The organism is Microbulbifer maximicatervae (SeqCode), assembly GCF_052467225.1.
In genome coordinates this window covers 3,721,584-3,740,872 of sequence record NZ_CP174303.1, presented here as the reverse complement: position 1 = coordinate 3,740,872, position 19,289 = coordinate 3,721,584, and the positions used below count along the sequence as shown (strand labels likewise).

The 19,289-nt window shown below is 48.2% G+C and carries 15 protein-coding genes; 11 read left to right on the top strand and 4 right to left on the bottom strand.

What is annotated here, in order from left to right:
• The first annotated feature begins 6 nt into the window (after positions 1-6).
• The 8 genes from nqrF to ACJJIZ_RS16130 all read left to right on the top strand — a co-directional run bounded on the left by nqrF (position 7) and on the right by ACJJIZ_RS16130 (position 9,003).
• A complete protein-coding gene (nqrF, locus tag ACJJIZ_RS16165) occupies positions 7-1,230 on the top strand; it encodes an NADH:ubiquinone reductase (Na(+)-transporting) subunit F (protein WP_108733652.1) in 1,224 nt (407 codons plus the stop codon).
• 14 nt (positions 1,231-1,244) lie between these two features.
• Positions 1,245-2,306 carry an FAD:protein FMN transferase gene (locus tag ACJJIZ_RS16160; RefSeq protein WP_444914115.1) on the top strand — a complete coding sequence of 354 codons (1,062 nt, stop codon included), beginning with the start codon at positions 1,245-1,247 and terminating at the stop codon, positions 2,304-2,306.
• Positions 2,303-2,545, top strand: coding sequence for a (Na+)-NQR maturation NqrM (gene nqrM / locus ACJJIZ_RS16155; RefSeq protein ID WP_444914114.1), 243 nt, complete (start codon positions 2,303-2,305; stop codon positions 2,543-2,545). The genes ACJJIZ_RS16160 and nqrM overlap by 4 nt, the downstream gene beginning before the upstream one ends.
• 147 nt (positions 2,546-2,692) lie before the next feature.
• The gene (gene sthA, locus ACJJIZ_RS16150; RefSeq protein ID WP_108733649.1) at positions 2,693-4,090 is read left to right on the top strand and encodes a Si-specific NAD(P)(+) transhydrogenase; all 1,398 of its coding nucleotides are present in this window, start codon (positions 2,693-2,695) and stop codon (positions 4,088-4,090) included.
• Entirely contained in the window at positions 4,087-4,551 is a 465-nt protein-coding gene (locus ACJJIZ_RS16145) for a thioesterase family protein (protein ID WP_282932335.1), read from the top strand. The genes sthA and ACJJIZ_RS16145 overlap by 4 nt, the downstream gene beginning before the upstream one ends.
• Before the next feature lie 96 nt (positions 4,552-4,647).
• The gene (locus tag ACJJIZ_RS16140; RefSeq protein WP_444914113.1) at positions 4,648-5,286 is read left to right on the top strand and encodes a LysE family translocator; all 639 of its coding nucleotides are present in this window, start codon (positions 4,648-4,650) and stop codon (positions 5,284-5,286) included.
• Positions 5,287-6,061: 775 nt separating this feature from the next.
• A complete protein-coding gene (locus tag ACJJIZ_RS16135; RefSeq protein WP_444907936.1) occupies positions 6,062-6,763 on the top strand; it encodes a YopT-type cysteine protease domain-containing protein in 702 nt (233 codons plus the stop codon).
• A gap of 656 nt (positions 6,764-7,419) precedes the next feature.
• Entirely contained in the window at positions 7,420-9,003 is a 1,584-nt protein-coding gene (locus ACJJIZ_RS16130) for a bifunctional AfsR/SARP family transcriptional regulator/alpha/beta hydrolase (RefSeq protein WP_444914112.1), read from the top strand.
• Positions 9,004-9,100: 97 nt separating this feature from the next.
• Here ACJJIZ_RS16130 and ACJJIZ_RS16125 read toward each other — a convergent pair whose 3' ends face one another.
• Positions 9,101-9,436, bottom strand: coding sequence for a hypothetical protein (locus ACJJIZ_RS16125; protein WP_444914111.1), 336 nt, complete (start codon positions 9,434-9,436; stop codon positions 9,101-9,103).
• A 1,047-nt stretch (positions 9,437-10,483) separates the two neighbouring features.
• On the opposite strand from ACJJIZ_RS16125, the gene ACJJIZ_RS16120 reads away from it, so the two are divergent.
• Positions 10,484-11,437: a helix-turn-helix transcriptional regulator gene (locus ACJJIZ_RS16120; protein WP_444914110.1), complete on the top strand. Its 954-nt coding sequence runs from the start codon at positions 10,484-10,486 to the stop codon at positions 11,435-11,437.
• 104 nt (positions 11,438-11,541) lie between these two features.
• Positions 11,542-11,991 carry a GyrI-like domain-containing protein gene (locus ACJJIZ_RS16115; protein ID WP_444914109.1) on the top strand — a complete coding sequence of 150 codons (450 nt, stop codon included), beginning with the start codon at positions 11,542-11,544 and terminating at the stop codon, positions 11,989-11,991.
• 31 nt (positions 11,992-12,022) lie between these two features.
• Here ACJJIZ_RS16115 and ACJJIZ_RS16110 read toward each other — a convergent pair whose 3' ends face one another.
• Positions 12,023-13,990 (bottom strand): DUF3604 domain-containing protein, encoded by a 1,968-nt coding sequence (locus ACJJIZ_RS16110; protein WP_444914108.1) that lies wholly within the window; start codon positions 13,988-13,990, stop codon positions 12,023-12,025.
• Between the two features lie 282 nt (positions 13,991-14,272).
• Between ACJJIZ_RS16110 and ACJJIZ_RS16105 the strand changes: the two genes are divergently transcribed.
• Positions 14,273-15,952: an NAD-dependent malic enzyme gene (locus ACJJIZ_RS16105; protein WP_413662420.1), complete on the top strand. Its 1,680-nt coding sequence runs from the start codon at positions 14,273-14,275 to the stop codon at positions 15,950-15,952.
• A 44-nt stretch (positions 15,953-15,996) separates the two neighbouring features.
• Here the strand turns inward: ACJJIZ_RS16105 and ACJJIZ_RS16100 are convergent, their stop codons facing one another.
• Both ACJJIZ_RS16100 and ACJJIZ_RS16095 read right to left on the bottom strand, forming a co-directional pair.
• Positions 15,997-17,301 (bottom strand): patatin-like phospholipase family protein, encoded by a 1,305-nt coding sequence (locus tag ACJJIZ_RS16100; RefSeq protein ID WP_282932345.1) that lies wholly within the window; start codon positions 17,299-17,301, stop codon positions 15,997-15,999.
• Positions 17,302-17,828: 527 nt separating this feature from the next.
• Positions 17,829-18,449: a ligand-binding sensor domain-containing protein gene (locus tag ACJJIZ_RS16095; protein WP_444914107.1), complete on the bottom strand. Its 621-nt coding sequence runs from the start codon at positions 18,447-18,449 to the stop codon at positions 17,829-17,831.
• Positions 18,450-19,289: the final 840 nt, after the last annotated feature.

Here is a 19,289-nt window from a genome sequence, read left to right as displayed (position 1 = left end):
AATAGAATGAGTATTGAAATTATCCTCGGCGTAGCGATGTTTACCGTCATCGTATTGGCGCTGGTAGCGGTGATCCTTGCGGCCCGCTCGCGCCTGGTAAACACCGGCAACGTCAACATCTTGGTTAACGGTGAGAAGACTCTCACCGTACCGGCCGGCGGCAAGCTGCTGCAAACTCTGGCTGCCAACAACCTGTTCCTGGCCTCCGCCTGTGGCGGCGGCGGCAGCTGTGCGCAGTGTATCTGTAAGGTGAATTCCGGTGGTGGCGATATGCTGCCGACTGAAGCGGCTCACTTTACCCCGCGCGATGCAAAAGAAGGCAAGCGTCTTTCCTGTCAGGTTGCGGTTAAGCAAGACATGGAAATCGAAGTGCCGGAAGAGGTGTTTGGTGTTAAGCAGTGGGAGTGCACTGTGGAATCCAACCCGAACGTGGCCACCTTTATTAAAGAGCTGACCCTGCGTCTGCCCGAAGGTGAAAACGTTGACTTCCGCGCTGGTGGTTACGTACAGCTGGAAGCTCCGGCTCACCATGTCAAGTTTGCTGACTTCGATGTCGAAGAGCAGTACCGTGGCGACTGGGAGCACTTTGGCTTCTTCAAGCTGGAGTCCAAAGTGACCGAGCCTGTGGTTCGCGCTTACTCCATGGCTAACTACCCGGAAGAGAAAGGTGTTGTTAAGTTCAACATCCGTATCGCGACTCCGCCGCCCCGCACTGAGGGCATTCCGCCGGGTCAGATGTCTTCCTACGTATTCAGCCTGAAGGCAGGTGACAAGATTAAGGTGTACGGTCCCTTTGGTGAGTTCTTCGCCAAGGAAACTGACAACGAGATGGTATTTATCGGTGGTGGTGCCGGTATGGCGCCAATGCGTTCACACATCTTTGATCAGCTCAAGCGCCTGAACTCCACCCGTAAGATCAGCTTCTGGTACGGCGCGCGCTCCCTGCGCGAGATGTTCTACGAAGATGACTACAACGGTCTGGCTTCCGAGTTCGATAACTTCCAGTGGCATGTGGCTCTGTCCGATCCTCAGCCGGAAGACAACTGGACCGGTTACACCGGATTCATCCACAACGTGGTATATGAAAACTACCTGAAGGACCACCCGGCTCCGGAAGATTGTGAGTACTACATGTGTGGGCCGCCCATGATGAACGCGGCAGTCATCAATATGCTCAAGGACTTGGGTGTAGAAGATGAAAACATCCTGCTGGATGACTTCGGCGGATAATTGGAGGGCTTAGCTTGCTAAAAGCAATCACAGGCCCGACAAACTCAAAAACAGGGCCCGTCTTTACGGCCCTGTTTTTGCTTTGGGCGGCTGTAATTTTATCGGCTTGTGCTCCTTCGCCGGAGTCCTGGCAGTTGGCTGGCCGCACCATGGGAACCAGCTATCACATCACCGTCGCTCAGGTGCCCTCTGGGCTGGAGCAGGGTGAGTTGCAGCAGTTGATCGACGATGAGTTGCAACAGGTCAACCAGGAGATGTCGACCTATATCGACGACTCTGAGTTAATGCGCTTTAACCAAAGCCCGGTAGGGCAGGCGATCCCGGTTAGCCAACACTTGGCAGATGTACTGGAAATGTCCCTGGATATTTATCGCCGCAGTGAAGGCGCTTTCGAGGTGACGGTCGGCCCTCTGGTCAACTTGTGGGGTTTTGGTCCCCAGCCCGAACCGGAGCATATCCCCTCAGATAAAGACATTGCCGATCTGCTAACCGTCGTCGGTTCCGATGCGTTAACCCTGACCCGTAAGCCAGACACTGTTATCAAAAGCCGCCCGGTTGAGGTGGATCTTTCAGCGATTGCCAAGGGCCATGGCGTTGATCGGGTTGCCGAGCTATTGGAAGACCTGGGTATTCGAAACTACTTGGTCGAAATTGGCGGTGAACTGCGAACTAAGGGTGTGAATCCAAAGGGTAAGACCTGGGTAATTGGCATTGAAGTACCCAGCGTGGCAGGGCAGATGCTGCAGGAGCCAATCGCGGTGAGTGGGAAGGCAGTAGCTACGAGTGGAGACTATCGCAACTACTACGAAAGGGATGGTGTTCGTTACTCCCATAGCATTGACCCACGCTCCGGGCGGTCCATTAAGCACAAATTGGCATCGGTAACCGTTATTGCCGACACCTGTGCAGAAGCCGATGGCCTGGCTACCGCGATCAATGTCCTCGGTGCTGATGCCGGCATGGCGTTGGCAGAAAGAGATAATGTAGCCGTCTTTATGGTGGTGAAAACTGATTCAGGTTTCGAAGAGCGTTTTAGCTCTGGATTTAAGCCTTATGTAGAGAGGTCTGAGAAGTGACAATTTTCATATTTGCCTTTGTGGCCATGTTACTCGTTGTTGCCGGTATGGCGATCGGGGCCATGGTTCAGAACAAACCGTTAAAGGGAACTTGTGGCGGGCTCAACAATATCGGCATGAAGCAGGATTGCACAGTCTGCGGTGGCGATGACGATGAGTGTGAAAAGGAACAGGAGAGGCAAAGACAGCAGCAGATGACTGCCGAAGGTCTCGCTTACGACGCATCTAAACGCAAGTAAGCTTTCTCTCTCCAACAAGCCCGTGATCAACGGGCTTGTTGTTTTATGTCATTGGCACAAGTGGTGCCGATAACCGTATATTTAGTATTGAGTAAATGGCGTTAGCGCGCTGTGGACTCCGTTTGGAAAATAGAATTAGAGCATTTAATGGCAGAGCAAAAGTTTGACCTGGTAGTAATTGGTTCTGGCCCGGCTGGAGAGGCCGCCGCAATGAGCGCAGCAAAAAAGGGCATGCGCGTTGCGGTTATTGAAAAGCGCCAAGTGGTTGGTGGTAATTGTACTCACAAAGGTACCATTCCCTCCAAGGCGCTGCGCCACTCTGTCAAACAGTTGATGCGTTATAACACCCAGAGCGTTTTTCGCGCATTGGGTGAACCCCGCCGCCTTACTTTCCCCCAGGTAATGCAGACGGTGAATAAAGTCATTTCCTATCAGGTGGAAATGCACACTTCATTTTATGCCCGCAACCGGGTTGAGCTGATCGTCGGCGAAGCTAAGTTCCGCGATGAACATACTGTCGAGGTGCTTATGCCCGATGGTGCGGCGGAAACTATTACAGCGAAGAAATTTATTATTGCTACTGGCTCACGCCCTTATCGCCCCGCCGATGTAGACTTTGATCACGAACGGGTCTACGACAGCGATATGATCCTGGACATGCAGCACACCCCTCACTCCATTATGATCTATGGTGCTGGTGTTATCGGCTGTGAATACGCGTCTATCTTCGCTGGCCTCGGCGTTAAGGTGGATTTGATTAATACCCGTAACAGCCTGCTGGAATTTCTTGATGATGAGATTTCTGATGCACTGAGCTATCACCTGCGCGATATGGGCGTGACTGTTCGCCACCAGGAGGAGTATGCGCGGGTACTGCCCAATGAGCAGGGCGTAATTATGGAGATGCAGTCCGGCAAACGTATTCATGCGGATGCACTGCTCTGGTGTAATGGCCGTACTGGCAACACCAGCTCCCTCGGCCTGGAGAATGTCGGCCTGGAAGCGAACCATCGCGGACAATTGAGCGTTGACGATCACTACTGTACCGAAATTGAAAATATCTTTGCGGTAGGTGATGTGATTGGGTGGCCGAGCCTTGCCAGTGCCTCTTATGACCAGGGGCGTGCGGTTGCAGCAGCGATTGCGGGCCGTGGCCATCGAGTAATTGAAGATGCGCCTACCGGGATTTATACCCTTCCAGAGATTTCCTCTGTAGGTAAAACCGAATCAGAGCTAACCGCAGCCAAAGTACCCTACGAAGTGGGCCGCGCACTGTTCAAGCACACTGCGCGGGCGCAGATTTCTGGTGAGCGCGTAGGCATGCTCAAGATTTTGTTCCATATCGAGACTCACGAAATCCTGGGCATTCACTGCTTTGGGGCAGAGGCAGCTGAGATTGTGCATATTGGCCAGGCCATTATGAAACAGCCAGCACCGAATAATTCAATCGATTATTTCGTTAATACCACCTTTAACTACCCCACCATGGCAGAGGCATATCGCAGTGCTGCGCTGGATGGGCTCAACCGGGTTGCCCGCCTATGACAGAACCCTCACCCAGTGAGTTTCAGGCGTTGGTAAAGGAATTTTTTGAGCAGATTCCTTTTAATCAACAAATTGGACTTGAGATGCGCGACCTGGACCTGGAGGCGCTCACACTTTCCGCAGGCTTTGAACTGAACCCACAGTTGATCGGCAATGTGTGGAAGAACATCCTGCACGGTGGCGTAATTGCCACCGCCCTGGATACGGTTGGTGGTTTGACCGCAATGGTCGCCGCCTACCAGCATCTGGGAGATGTGCACTGGAAAGAAAAAGTGGACCGCCTATTAAAGCTGGGTACGGTCGACATGCGTGTTGACTACCTAAAGCCGGGCAGGGGAGAACACTTTCTCTGCCATGGCTCAATTCTGCGCACCGGTAACAAGCTGGTTGTAACGAGAATGGAGTTGATTAACGACACGGATGAATTGATTGCTACCGGTACGGCAACTTACCTGTATTGACCTTAGTCCGAGCCAACCCTTGGCTCGGCGACCTCCTTAGATATACCCCTTAGATGTACCCCTTATCCACTGGCTTTCTTTAAGGTGTTTATTGTTATGAATGAAATCCTCGCATTTGCTGCAATCTCTCTTTTGTTGGTTATTTCACCAGGGCCGAACAGCGTCCTGATTCTTAAAACAGTAGCTAGTAGGGGGCTGAGGCCCGGAGTAGAGAATATTTTTGGGCTGGTTTCAGCAACATTTGCCCATGGTGCCATTTCAATTTTGGGCTTGTCGGCGATTATATTGCAGTCGTCTGAGGTTTATACAATTATCAAATATCTTGGGGCTGCCTACTTGGTTTATTTGGGTGTGAAAACGATATTAGCCACGCTGTCAAAATCTTCGGTGAAGGATACAGGGGATGAATTGTCACCAATTACAGCAGCTCCTGGGAACTCATACCGAAATTTTGGTGAGGGCTTTCTAACCCAGATTCTTAACCCCAAGGTATCGATGTTTTATCTCGCGGCCTTTCCGCAGTTTATCTCAGTTGGCAGCTCTAGTTACTATGAGGCTTTCCTGCTGGTCTCACTTCATGCATCAATAATATTCCTGTGGTTTCTGGCACTTGCGACTATGTTGTCGAAGTGGAAAGTGGCTTCCATTGGTGGGAATATGCAAAGATGGGTTCAGCGTTTTAGTGGTGGCCTATTGATTGGTTTTGGCAGTTTAGTGGTTCGCCAGGATACTTAAGATTCTCTCGTGTAACTGATGTTGCTTCCAGAGCTTCCAGTATTTACTCCTTCCGCCCTAGGTTAAAACTTCCCCTGGCGTGTATGGAGCACAACAGTAGCAATATCCCTCCGAGACAAAAAAGAGCCACGATGTAGTGGCTCTTTAGCCTTTTTGATCCAAGTTCATTGATTCTTACTTCTGATCGTTTGTTTATGTCTCTTTTGAGTACGTTATGCGGTGTAGCGAAAGGTACGGATTGGTGCCTGTTTACCGAGGGTAATTAAATCAATGTGTTGATTTAAAATTAACTGGGTGTTTAGTCAAATTGCTGTACTGATAAGTATATTTAAAACCAGTCTCTATTCAGAGGCCCCTTAAGTAAACCGAAATACCTTGTTGCCTATAGTGAATTTTAAATAACAGTAATTATTTTGTGGTTGTTTTGCCTGATGGCGACATTGATCGCTTATCGTGGACTTGTAGTCTGTAAAAATATAGCATGTTGAAAACGTTATATTTTCGACCATTCAAACTAATATAGTCATTGCTAAGCTGCGTTTTAATTTTAAGGTTCTCTTAAAGGTGGGTGATACCTCAGTGTTTTGTTTGTCACTTTCTTGTGATGAGTTGATCGGTTGAGGTGCATTCTTTGAATTTTGTCGTGGTTTTTAAAGGAAATGTTCGGGTGATATTTTTTCTAATAATAATTAATCACTAAATTTGCACATTGCTTGCATAAAGCCCGGATAATATAAATAAAGCCGAATATTCGGTTGTGATGTGAGGATAAAAAATGCCAAGTTTACTGAATAGTGATGCAAGTGCGTCCAATTACGGTGGGCAGTTAACCTGGAAGTTCAGTCAGGGAAGCTATTCAAAAATTACCAAAAAGCATCCGCATACCAAGGGTGGGATTTGTGAGGCTCTGTCAGTTAGCTGGGTCAGTAAAGCCCTTCAGTCGGGGCTTCAGGATGCGTTAACTACCGGTGGCAGTATTGATGATACAAAAATAGCCGTGGTCGCTCAGAGATTTGCCTCTATGTATCGATTTAAGTTTGCAAATGGAACTGAGGGTAGGCCTAGCACATCTTTTGAGATGATTAAGGAGACTAAACAATATTTGGAATCTCAGGGGTTTCGCAATATTGGGCAGGCGGGTAGCGGTATTGCACAGAAGAAGAAAAGTCCTTCGTTGAAAGATCAGTTTGCTGCGTCTTTTGATGCTCTTGAATCCAAAGATTGCTTCAAGCAGCAGTCTAATACCATCCACTGTATGTTGAGAACTGCAGGTACTGGGTGGGGGCATGCGATGGCATTTCGCATTGAGCCATCTGCGGATAAGGTAAGCTACTTTTTTGACCCCAATAAGGGTGAGTTTAAGTTTCTGAAATATGCACAATTTAGAAAGTGGTATGAGCATTATCACAGTGATTCTAGATTGTATAGAACTTCAAGGGCTTTGGGGTTTGATATCTTTGTGCATAGCGACAGATAAATTAGGGTTTGTGAGTTAGCGCTTGCGCATTTGAAGAGCACTTTGGGTAGTTGGGTAGGGTGTCTACGGGTTGTAAACCTAGAGGAGCCGCTCTCCCTTCTACTTTAGGCTTATACAGTTTTTATTTTGACCTTCCGTTTTTCGGGCGTGTCTTAGTATAAACCTTGAAGGGCCTTTGTGAGTCAAAGCTCCGACTATTGGCCTGAATTATAAGGCTTGCGGTGACATGGTTTTGAGTTTGTAAAAATAGGTTTTTAACTCACTTTCAATATGGTCACTTGGCCTCTCAATACTTTTTATTTTTTTATAATTGCCGATGATATGTTCGCCTAGCTCAGGTGTATTCAGCCCTTTTCTTGGGTCTATTTTTGGCGTTCTCAGTATCTCTTGAAGAGGCTGTCGGATTAGACCAATCTTTCAATTTCAGTCTAGGCCCTCAAAGAAACCTAGCGGAGTACGCTTTTTGGGGTAGGGATAAGCCTCACAGCGGCGTTTATACTGTCATTGCCAGGCGACTCGGAATAAGGGGTTTTGGCAGAGGGTTTCACATCTTTCGCGAGCGGTGTTTGCAGCTAACAATTATCCTTGAGAAAATCACCGGCGCCTTTCTCTGAGAAATGCTAGTACCTTACATTTCAGGGGTTAATAACTTATCAATGGGAATCTCAATCCAAATGCTGGGCGACTTGCTTGTCTCCCGTGATGGCAGCCCTGTTAATCTACCACCCTCAAGAAAAACTCGAGCACTTTTGGCTTTCTTACTGTTGGCTGCGAGACCTCACAGGAGGGATCGCTTATGTGAGATATTCTGGGAGCTCCCTGACGATCCGCGTGCCTCCCTGCGCTGGTCTTTGAGTAAAATTCGATCCATTGTCAACGACCCAGAAATAGAGCGCCTCATTGCTGATAGAGAGCGTGTCAGCTTGGATACGGAAGGCATTTGTATTGATGTTGCCGAAATAGCACTCAAGCTTGATTCCCCCGGCGTTTTGGCAGTAGAGCTGGAAGATATCCATCGACAGCTGCAGGAGCCTTTCCTGGATGGGATCGATCTGCCCGATCAAGAACTATTTCAGCGGTGGTTACTGTCTGAACGTCAAGAGATTGTTCAATTGCAAGGGAGGGTGCTGTCCCGCTTGTCCTCTCACCCGGGTGTTCCTATACCGGACCAGTTAACTTGGGCCCGCAGCTGGGTGGCATTGGAGCCCTATAACCCAAACGCTGCAACGCAGTTACTGCATTTGTTGAGCTCATTGGGATTGAGTAGTGAAGTGGAGTTTGAACGGACAAGGCTTGCTGACAGATTCCGCAAAGCAGGCATTACATGGTCGCCCTGCAGGCTTTGTGAGTCGGTAGTTCAGAAATCCGGTGATGATTTAGCTACGGGGCGTAAACTGCTAACTCAACAGAAGGTTGAGTTTTGTACGGCCAGCGATGGTGTGCGTATTGCCTATGCCAAGATGGGAGAGGGGCTTCCAATAGTTAAAGCCGCAAACTGGTTGAGTCATTTAGAGCATGACTGGGACTCTCCCATATGGAGTCCATTGTTTCGGGAGCTTTCTGTCGACCACCAGTTTATTCGTTACGATGAGCGTGGGAATGGCCTGTCGGATTGGGAAGTTGAAAATATCTCTTTTGAGTCGTTTGTTACAGACCTTGAGACAGTCGTCGATGCCTGTGAAGTTGATAACTTTACTTTGCTAGGTATATCGCAAGGAGCGGCAGTATCTATTGAATATGCAGTAAGGCATCCAGAGCGTGTTAGGCAGCTGATTTTGTTTGGGGGTTATCACGCAGGTTGGCGAATAGGTGCCAGTGAGGCCACGATAAAAGAGCGCGAAGCAGTAATGACCCTGACAGCGACGGGCTGGGGACAGGATAATCCTGCTTATCGGCAGATTTTTTCCACGACATTTATGCCAAGCGCGAATGCCAGCGAATTAGAGTGGTTTAATGAGTTTCAGCGGCTGACTACTTCGCCGGAAAATGCAGTCCGCTTCCTATCGGTTTTTGGCAGTATTGATGTGCGGGACAAGCTCAAAGAGATTAATGTGCCCACTTTAGTGATCCATTCACTAGGGGACCAGCGTATTCCTGTTCAGACGGGCTGTGAAATTGCTTCTGCTATACCTGGCGCTCGATTTGTTGGTCTCAATAGCGACGGTCACTTACTCCTGGGGCGTGAGCCTGCCTCCAATGTATTTGTGGAGGAAGTTCGTCAATTTATATCAAAGCATTAATCGCCGATAGTGTGACCTATAAAAATAATATGAGGGGGCGGTTCTGCAGTGCAGCCACCCTGCTCAAAAACCAACAACTAAAGCTCTTAAGGGTTGGCTATAGGTAAACAGCCAGTTCTTTAGCTGAAAGATAGCGAATAGATGCTTCTGGAAATTTTCGAATGATATCGAGGGCGGCAGAGCGGGCATCGGCCTCATCGGCATATATATTGGGGAGCTTAACATTGGAGGTTGTTCTACCCGATATATAGCGCATTACCACGATATATCGCCCTTTCCATTTGCCCCAAAAAACGTCATTAGGAGCGTTGTTGACTGAGGGTTTTTCAGTAGCTGCTTCTTTCTCTTCCTGGGGCTTAAGCTCCAACTCCGCTTCTTGCTCCCACATAAGTTGGGCAAGCCGATTTAATTCTTTAGAGTAACTAGTTGACATAAATCTCAAAGGCTTAAGAGTTTATTGGTTTAGGGTGTTTTGCTGATTACTAATACTGGCAAATTAAAGAGTTAACAGAAAAGATCTCGATAAATACTAATCTATAATTGAAATATAGAAGTTAAGTATGGGTATGATCTTATCCGCTTGCATAGTTTATATATAAAACTTCTCTCAATTTATCAATAAATATTCCACTTGGTTCCATGGCACCTATTTGGTGCAGAGTCCGTCATGACGAGCCGAGGGATATTGTTAAAAGCTATCTTCTCACATTTTAGAAAAAAATCATACCTGGTACAAATCAAATGTTTATTAAGTTTAAAGATAGTTAAGTTAACAGCTGCATTACCCGGCAGTATCTTTGTGATTACCTAGCGGTTTTTGGGTGATTACACCAGAGTGAGGGGCTTAATCAGGCAAATTGTTTGGGTTTTCCATAATTTACAAAGCCAGTAGATGGTTATGGGGCCTGTTTTAGATATCTTTTGCCAAATACCTGAGGTCTCTCATTACCACCGGGCTGCTAATGAATACTTAGGGTTTTTAAGTCAGTAATTTTCATATGGTGACACTATTTCTAATAGAATAGGCGATGCTTAAACCTCACAATCCCTCACTCTCAGAGACTCCTCTTGTTCCGTTTAAGGTAGTGTAAATAAATGTAAAGGGTGCATTGGGGTGTCTACTTGCTTTGTCGCGCATGAAGAATAATTGAATTTTGGAAGGGCCCGCTAAGTAGTGCAGGATTGTATGTTCCTGTTTATAGGTTAATTTATGAGACCTTCCCCTTATCCTGGCTAATAAAGTTGCCCTTCCTAAAGAGGTTGGCACTTTAGTCCTGCAAATAGTTTCGCTGTATCCGCCTTTCAAATGATTCTTCAAACGCTCAATTCAACGATTGTGGGTTTTAATGGCTGAACTCGAAAGCGGCTTTGTCTCCCCCTTGGTGACCACGCACCCCGTGCACGGATCTCTTGATGAGTGCTCCCTGAGCACAGTGGAAACAAAAGTGTCGTGATTGGAGCTTGGCTTCAGCTGAGTCAGGTGAAGCGTAAAGATACAGAAGAAGTAAATTTAGTGGTGAATTCCATGATTGCCCCTCGCCAAAAGGATTTGGACACTCACATAAGGCAAAATGTCTTATTTGAAAGTCAGTATTTAGGTGACTTGTTTCGGTTTCAAAAGATACTTGTTTCACCAAATGGAAATGTTTCAATTGGGTTTTCTTCAGATTTTAATCTGACAATGGTGATTTCAGGTGTTGCTGATATCAATAGTGATGCTTGCGAATTCCCTATGGCTTCGGGGGAGATCTGGCTATCGGGTGAAATGAGCCATGTTACAGTTGATAATTTGTCTGAGGGAGAAGACCTAGTAATCATCTGTGCGAGTATCAGCCCGGTCATGCTGACACGATTTTATGAGCGACACTCTCGCGTACTGATTAAAGCAAAGAATGCCCTTGCATCCAGCGTGACAACGTTCCCCAAAAGTGGGCCTTTTGTTTTTCCAAAGTGCGATCTGACACGCTTTACCTTGGACTCACTGAGTGCATTTAGCAAGTTAAATGATGAGAGTTTGAATTATTTAAAGCTGGAAGAATTACTTCTCTTAAAGCTGAAGGGTGCTTGCGGTTGTCGCTTAGCTGACGAGCTGCTTCGGCAGGTTAATCCGGTGAACGAGCGTTTCCGCCGATTTATGGAGGAAAATGCTACTCAGCACTGGTCTGTAGCAAATTATGCTAAACAGATTGGGATGAGTCTTACATCATTCAAGAATAAGTTTGGCCAAGTCTTTAAAGCTGAGTCACCAAAGGCTTGGATTAACGAACGTAGGTTACAACATGCTGATATTCAGTTGAAGACTACCAATAAGCGTTTAGTCGATATAGCTCTGGAGAGCGGATTCTCAAGTCAATCTTATTTTACCCAGCTTTATAAATCGATGTATGGGTACCCCCCTTCAGAGGTAAGGCAGAAATCCGTAAAGTCAGCTTGAAAAGGTACTTGTGATTTCTTGTGACCGTATGCGCCTGGCCAGTTCCCGGAGAGCTGTTATAGTATTCGGCACTCTACGAATAACTAAATAATTGGTCCATAGAAATGGAAGTTAGAGAATTAGAAGGCCTGGAATTAGTGGGTTTTTATACCCGCACTAAGAACGCCAATGAGTCTGACCCAAAAACAGCAAAGATAACGCCAATGTGGGAACGCTTCGGCGCAGAGGCGGCCCCTAAATTAAGGGGCAACCCTAAGGTATTTGGTGTTTACTCCAACTACGAATCTGACCATAACGGTTTTTTTGATGTCTATGCATGTTCAGATATGTTGTCGAAGGATATGTCTGAGGATTTCAAGTCGATTCAAATACTGCCCGGCAAATACCTGATGTTTTCAGCCAAAGGGGAAATGCCTCAGGTCGCCATTGATTTGTGGGGCGAGGTTTGGAGTTATTTCGCTGTGGAGGATTGCCCCCATCAGCGAGCTTTCACCACAGATTTTGAGCAGTATGTGGATGGAAACGAGGTCCAGATAGCCATATCCATCAAGTAATTGAATCGCGTATATATACGGGTCCTTAACTCTAGGGTGAATACCAAATTGGCGAGCTGAATGCTCGCCCCTGCTGGGTAAGGGGTACTTTTTCATCCATTTCAATACCGAAGCGTACCTTGTCAAATAGAGTCCATCGGGGAGTGGGTATCTCCAGGGCGCGCAGGTAGTAGACGGCTCTTTCCTTGGGGTTAAAGTCGGGATCTTTGAATACCGCGACTAGCTGAGGGGAGCCGATGGAGTTGGTGTATTCCGCCGTCTTCATATCCACAGTAGTCCCAACCGGGGGTAGTTTTCCCTCGGTATCCAGTTTACGGCTTCCAGACCACTTCACATTAAAGATCTTCTCCCGGGTGAGTCCGCTGCTATCCAACCAGCCCTTGATGATTTGAATACGGTCCAGGTTGGCGCCCTCAGGGTCTTTCAGTGCTGCGATAAGGAATGTCGGTGCCTGTCCCTCACTGGCTTGAGGTAGCTTCCCGCCCATTGGCACGCCTTTTTTATAGCCATTGGCGACCAGATCACCGTGAATATCCTCATCGTTATAGTCATAGCCTCCAAAGAAGCGAACTGAGATCCGGGGGCCTGTGGTGGCGAAAGTCTCCTTGCGGTACATCGCATCCCATATTGCCTCCCGGGTATTCTCGTTGGCCCAGACTCCCGTAACGCCTGAGGCAGCTTGTTCCCAGCCGAAGTACTCTCCACCAACCCCCTTGAGCAGGGGAAATGCCCAGCGCTCCTTGTTGCTGGGTTCCAGGGTCTTGAACTTGCCAAAGAAGTTGTCCTGGTCCGGTGTCGAAAGCCCGGTATGGGTGTCGGTGGCTGCGTTTGCGCCTAGCACGAAAGGGTTGGTGCCCAGCTTCTCCTCCAGGCGTAGGCCAGACTTGAGTGCCTCCCTCCAGTACTCGTATTGCAGGGCACCGGGGGGCTTGGGCTTTAAGATCAGGTTGCCTCTATCCCACAGATCCCAGTTGGCAAATTCATCTTCCGGGGAGAGGGCAGGGTGGGACTCACTTTGTCCCTTTACCTGCACCAGCTCATAAAGGGGTTCATAGCGGGCGCGCATTTGTGCCCACTCTGGAGTGAGTTCGGAGCCATCAAACTGACGCTCGATAAACATACGGCCATTAGACATATTGCCGTTGTGGGGGATGGCGAGCACCCGCCCGCCGGTTTTGTCTTCGTAGGCTTTCATCCACTCCCAGAGTTTTACCGGGTTCTCGGTATCAAAGGTAGTTAGGGGAAGTAGGGTCTTAGTGCGGTCTGCGCCATCACGAAAAATAATATTGCGGTGCAGGTTGTCGCCACCATCGGCGTTAACCGTCCACTCAAAGGCGATAAAGGTAGAAAACTCTCCGGGTTTGTAATATTTCTCTGCGGCTTCAACGGTTTTTTCCCAGGCGGATTTCATCCATTTGGGGTTCATTACCTGCTCAGGCAGTTTGCCTTCTGATTGAAGCACGATGACTTCACTTTTTGCTTCATTGGTCGCTTCTTCGCTGCCTGAAATTAATGCCTCGTGCCATTTCTTCAAGGTGGCATTGGACATCATTTCCGGATTGCCATCGACGATCTCGCTGATAACTCCCATACCGTCTGAATGATCGGTGATCATGAACCAGTCGTAAGGGCGGCTGAGCTTGGCTTTCAGTCCGCTGTTGGAGGTAACAGTTTCTCCCAGGGCAAATCGATAGGCGTCATCGGGAGTAAGAATTGCGCCATCCAACCCCGCATCTACCGACCAGCCAGTATGGACATGTGTATCGCCAAAATAGACATTGCGAGCGATGCGTTTATCGCTGTCCCGTTGAGCTTCCAGTTCCGCTTCTATCTCCGGTGCCATCGCCGTGAGCGGCCGTTGTTTTTCTGGGGTGGCGTCCTCTGTCTGTCGGGCGTTTGAATTTATATTTTTATCTCCGTCGGGCTTTTTACTGCAACTATAAAGGCTGAGTACAAGAATAAAGAGGAGCAGGGTTAATCCAGCTTTGCTCTTGTGCATCGATGGCGGCTCCATTTCCTGAATGTGTCGGATCGCTTTTTAACTTAAAAGAATTCGTTGCGAAGAGAAGATAAATTACAGCTAGCATAGTTGAGCGACTCTGTGTATTCGCGAATTGGGCCACACCGGGGGCCTTGTTATCTATCGGCACAATAGATAGTCTTCGGCTCCAGTTGAGTTAGCACATTTATGCAACTTCAAGAACATGGTTGGCTAATTCAGTCATATTGAAATATGGCTACGCAATAATCATCGCTTCGGGCGATAGGCAAAAGCAGGCATATGAGTAACAACGAAAAGCGTCCACTTTACATCCCCCATGCAGGTCCCTCCCTACTGGAAATACCACTGCTCAATAAAGGCAGCGCATTTAGCCTGGAAGAGCGTCTCGAGTTTAATTTGGTCGGTCTTCTGCCGAATACCGTTGAGACGATTGAGGAGCAGGCCAAGCGCGCTTACCTCCAATTCCAGCAGTGCAAGACTGGCCTGGAAAAACATATCTACCTGAGGGGAATCCAGGATGATAACGAGACGTTGTTCTTCTATCTGATCGAACATCATACGGAAGAGATGCTGCCGATTATCTACACCCCCACTGTAGGTGCAGCTTGTGAAGAGTTTTCCAGTATTTATCGCAACCACCGGGGATTATTTGTCTCCTATCCGGACCGGGAATATATCGACGATATTCTGCGCAGCGCCACTAAAGAGAACGTCAAAGTTATTGTGGTGACCGATGGCGAGCGGATACTCGGGTTGGGTGATCAGGGTATCGGCGGCATGGGTATCCCTATTGGCAAGCTCTCTCTGTATACCGCCTGTGGCGGTATCAGCCCGGCTTATACCTTGCCTGTCACCTTGGATGTTGGCACCAATAACCGCACTTTGCTGAGTGATCCCATGTATATGGGGTGGCGCCATGAGCGGATTTCCCAGGAAGAGTACGATGAATTCCTGGAGCAATTTATTGAAGCGGTAAAGCGTCGCTGGCCCAAGGTATTGGTTCAGTTTGAGGACTTTGCCCAAACCAATGCCACGCCGTTGTTAGAGCGCTATCGCGACCGCCTGTGCTGTTTTAATGATGATATTCAGGGCACGGCTTCTGTAGCACTGGGTACTATCCTGGCTGCCTGTAAGACCTGGCAAGAAACCCTCGCCGCGCAGAAGGTGACGATCGTGGGTGCCGGCTCAGCCGGGTGTGGTATTGCCGAGCAAATCGTCAGTGCAAAAGTGCAGGCCGGTCTATCCGATGCCGAGGCTCGCGAACAGATCTTTATGTTCGATCGCTATGGGCTTGTGACTTCCGATATGAAAGGCCTACACGACTTCCAGGCAGCTCTGGCCCAGGACCCGAGCAAGTACGATGGAGTGTCCAGCTGGAACCTTGAGACATTGATCGGTAATGTTGAGCCCAGCATCCTGATTGGTGTTTCGGGGCAGGGTGGCCTGTTTACCCAGCCAGTAATCGAAGCTTTGCACAAGGGGCACCGCCGACCTTTGGTGATGCCACTTTCAAACCCCACTTCCCGGGCTGAAGCGACTCCAACTGAGATATTCAGCTGGACCAAGGGCGAGGCTTTGGTAGCTACCGGCAGCCCCTTTGCAGCGGTAGAAATCGATGGTCATCACTATGCGGTAGCGCAGTGTAACAATGTCTACATATTCCCGGGCATTGGCCTCGGCGTGATTGCTTCCGGTGCTTCGAAAGTGACTGACAGTATGTTGATGGCAGCATCCAACGCCCTGGCGGAGCAGGCGCCGGTGGTGAAAGATGGCGAGGGTGCCTTATTGCCACACCTGAATGATATTCGCGAAGTGAGCATGCATATTGCCAGGGCAGTGGCTGCCCAGGCGCAATTGGATGGCGTTGCGCCCAAGGTGAGCCGCGAGCATTTAGAGCGTTTGCTAGAGCGTAACTTCTGGCGTGCAGATTACCGCTCTTATCGTCGTCGCTCTTTCTAAATAAGAGCGCTGGGCCCCTTGCGACTATCGCTTCGGGCCTGTCTCTAAGCCAGCTTTTCCCCGGTATAGAAGGAGTCTGGCTGGCGCAACACCAAGTAATCCTCCCAGTGGAATCCCTGATTCAAAAACTCAATTGCTGCATTGACGCCAGATAGGAACAGGTGTTCGCAGTGGTGGTCCGGCATGGAAAAATCCAGCCAGTGCGGGTTTTCTCCGGTATCGGTGGGGTTGATGGGAATTTCTTTTACCAGCGCATGGTATTCCGCGTTCAAGCTCGCGCGCACATGGTTGTCGAGCATATTGCGACAAGTGCTGATCAGCCCCATCGCAAACCTTCCTACCTTATCTGATTTTGGCTGGTACAGATCCACTTCCAACTTGATCCCAAATGTTGGCAATTTGGGGGTGCCTATGGGTTTATGGAAGATATCGAAAGGGAAGTTGGAGACAAGGCCGCCGTCGACAAATTCAATATCTTTGGGAAAGCCAGCGCGGAAAAAACGTTTGGGATCACCGATGCCTTTAATGCTGCGCCAATTCTCGGCGACAGTATTGCACTCACTTAATTGGGGGATGCCCTTTACGGTGTAGGGCTTAAAGAAGCCGGGTACCGACATGGAGGCACGCACGAACTCTGCGGGGTTTACGGCGCTCGGATTATCGAAATAGAGCGGCGCCTTGGCTGGAAACACTGCGCGAGTCTCGGTAGTGATATCCGCTGCCACCAGAGCAACCTCGCCGCTACCTATCAGGTGGTCCGGTGTGCCGCGGTACAGGAGCTGTGGGAACTGGTTAATTCTCTGGTTGAGCTGTGCGGTGTTGGTAATGCCCAGCTGTTTCAACTCCGTTTGTAACCACTGGGTAAAGGTATCTCCCGGATTTAGCCCCTTATGTCTGAGCAGGTGCCGCAAGGTGCGGATAGAATCGAAGGGGTGCAATGCCAAACTACTTATCAAGCCTTTGCCCTTGAGCAGGCGCTGTACCGTTTTGCGCGCATAGCGCTCGCCATCTTCAAAACTGGCAAAGTCCGCATTGGCCAGGATACCCAAGAGCTTTTCGCTCTTGCCAGTGCTCGGTGTGCCGGCCGCTGCCAAGAAGAGCGCATTGATGGCACCCGCCGAGGTTCCCGCAATTTTGCGGAACCGAATTCCCGCCTTCTCCAGAATATAGGTATATCCCACCAGGGCGATCCCCAGCATACCGCCACCTTCCATCACGATATCGACATACTGAAGGCCCTGGTTGTCCTGTACATCACTGAATACTTTTCCTTCAATGGTGGACTTGGATGCCTGCCAGTGTGCATCCGCTTTTGCGATGGCGTTTTCTACCCAGGGTGATTTTTGCATGTCGGCTTTCCGTACTGTGACAGCGATCTACAAGAGAATTTAGACAATTTATCCGCTTGTAGGTGAAAAAGGCAGGGTATCACCCAGAATCAAATTCGTCATAGTATCTAGTCGTCTTTATTTGCTTTTCCCCTTGAATACTACTTGACTCATTAAACGACGAAATATCTCGCTGTGGCTGTGTTTGGAGATATAGCAGGATTCGTACTTACTGGCATGGTCGATGCAATGGCGTGGTGCTTACCTGATGGAGACTGAGGGTGAGTCGTTCAGGAGGACGATGTCATTTGCGAGAACAGCTTCCCTTCACTGCGAAGTGGGAGGTCCACTTGTCCAGCTCTTGAAACCCACTGAGAGCTTCATTTATTGGTTGGAAAATGGTTTGGTTAGGGGAGTATCTAGTTGTTGGATTATTTACTTGATAAGTACCACGCTCCACCCAAAAAGGCTCAGAGGAGCACTTTGGGTGGGGCAGCCAAATAGCTTGAAAATAATGAATATTTTCCAGCAGATAAAGTTATTGCTTATTAAATTGAGACACCCATATTGCCTTCAGTACCGACACAGTACCCAAATATTTCATGGAAATAGAGACTTTTACATTCAAAATTGGATGCAATATGGAAAGTGTCATTCGGAAATTTGGGGTCGTAGAGTCCCAGGTTCCCCTTGGTTCCCACGCAGTAGATATCACCTCTTGGGTCACCGGGTCTAAAGGCAATCCAATCCAGTTTCCAGCCGCCAAGATCCCCCTGATTATCCCACTTGTTGTCAATTGGGTTCCACTTGCCTACATTGCCCTCAGTGCCAACACACCACATTTCCCCAGCGTTATCGAAGGCAATCATTTTTAGATCCCAGGGCTTTTCAATGTCTGGTTCCTCCCAGGCTCCAGTGGTGGTATTCCACTTGGCAAGATTACCTTTAGTCCCAACACCCCACATTGCATTTGACTTGTCAAATGCAATCATTTTGGAATCCCAGGATTGGTTGTACTCTTTTTTGTCAACGAGGCCAAAAGTTCTTGAATTCCACTTTCCGATATTATTTGAAGTTCCAACGCACCACAGGTTATCTTCTCTATCAAAGGTGACCATATTTAAATGCCACGTTGAGAGAAATCCTCTATCTTTAAAGTTCATTTCCATGATAAACCTCCTTAGGGTTTTTGGATTAGGGCTTTCTGATACCCAGGGGTGTCAAAATTTTAAGGCTTAAAGTGAATTCATTTGAAAGCTAGTAAATAATTCAGTTTGAGTTTTGGTTGCATTTTGTTGACAGTTTTCAGATGAAAAGTATGCGCAGCCTTTTGAAAGAAAAGATGTTTTAGATGCGCTTAGCACTTTCCAGCAAAGACTTATATTGTGCTGGCCTTTTTATTTTCCATTCGCTGGCTGTGGTCTATCCAATGGCGGCTATTACTGCAAAAAGTGAGATTGTAGCTTTGTGGCTAATTATATTTCTATTTACTAAAAGGCTGGGTTAGTTAATAGAACTGGCCACTCGGCTTGATAAAAACCTCCTAATCAGTTGTTTCAAGCGATCTTAAAGCAAAGGGCTGTGGTTTAAAATCCTCCTCGACTAAAAGGGCGGGGATTACTACAGGTGGTTAGTGCCTTTTGGTAGTGGTTAGTCAATATAAGGCCGATTAGGTCTCTCAAATAGCGCGGGTTAGTTGGATTGATTTTTATAGGTTTTCACCTTGGCGCGTTTACCAAATAATTCTGACTTGTGGGATAGGATTTCTGTCAGCTTTTCTCAGTGATGTAGCAGTTTCGAAATACTTAGGTAAACAGCCTCGCTTGAGCGGCGGGTATTTATTTATTGCATTTTCTGGGAGGTTTTTTCAGGCAGAAAACAACTGTTACTAAAAGCGGAGAGTGAAATAAATACATGGCGCTCATGCTTTCTACTGCTGCTACAGGAACAAGGGGGGCGTTGAGGATTGTGATGATTTTCTGAGAAGCCAGGTGATGACGGTCTCCCCG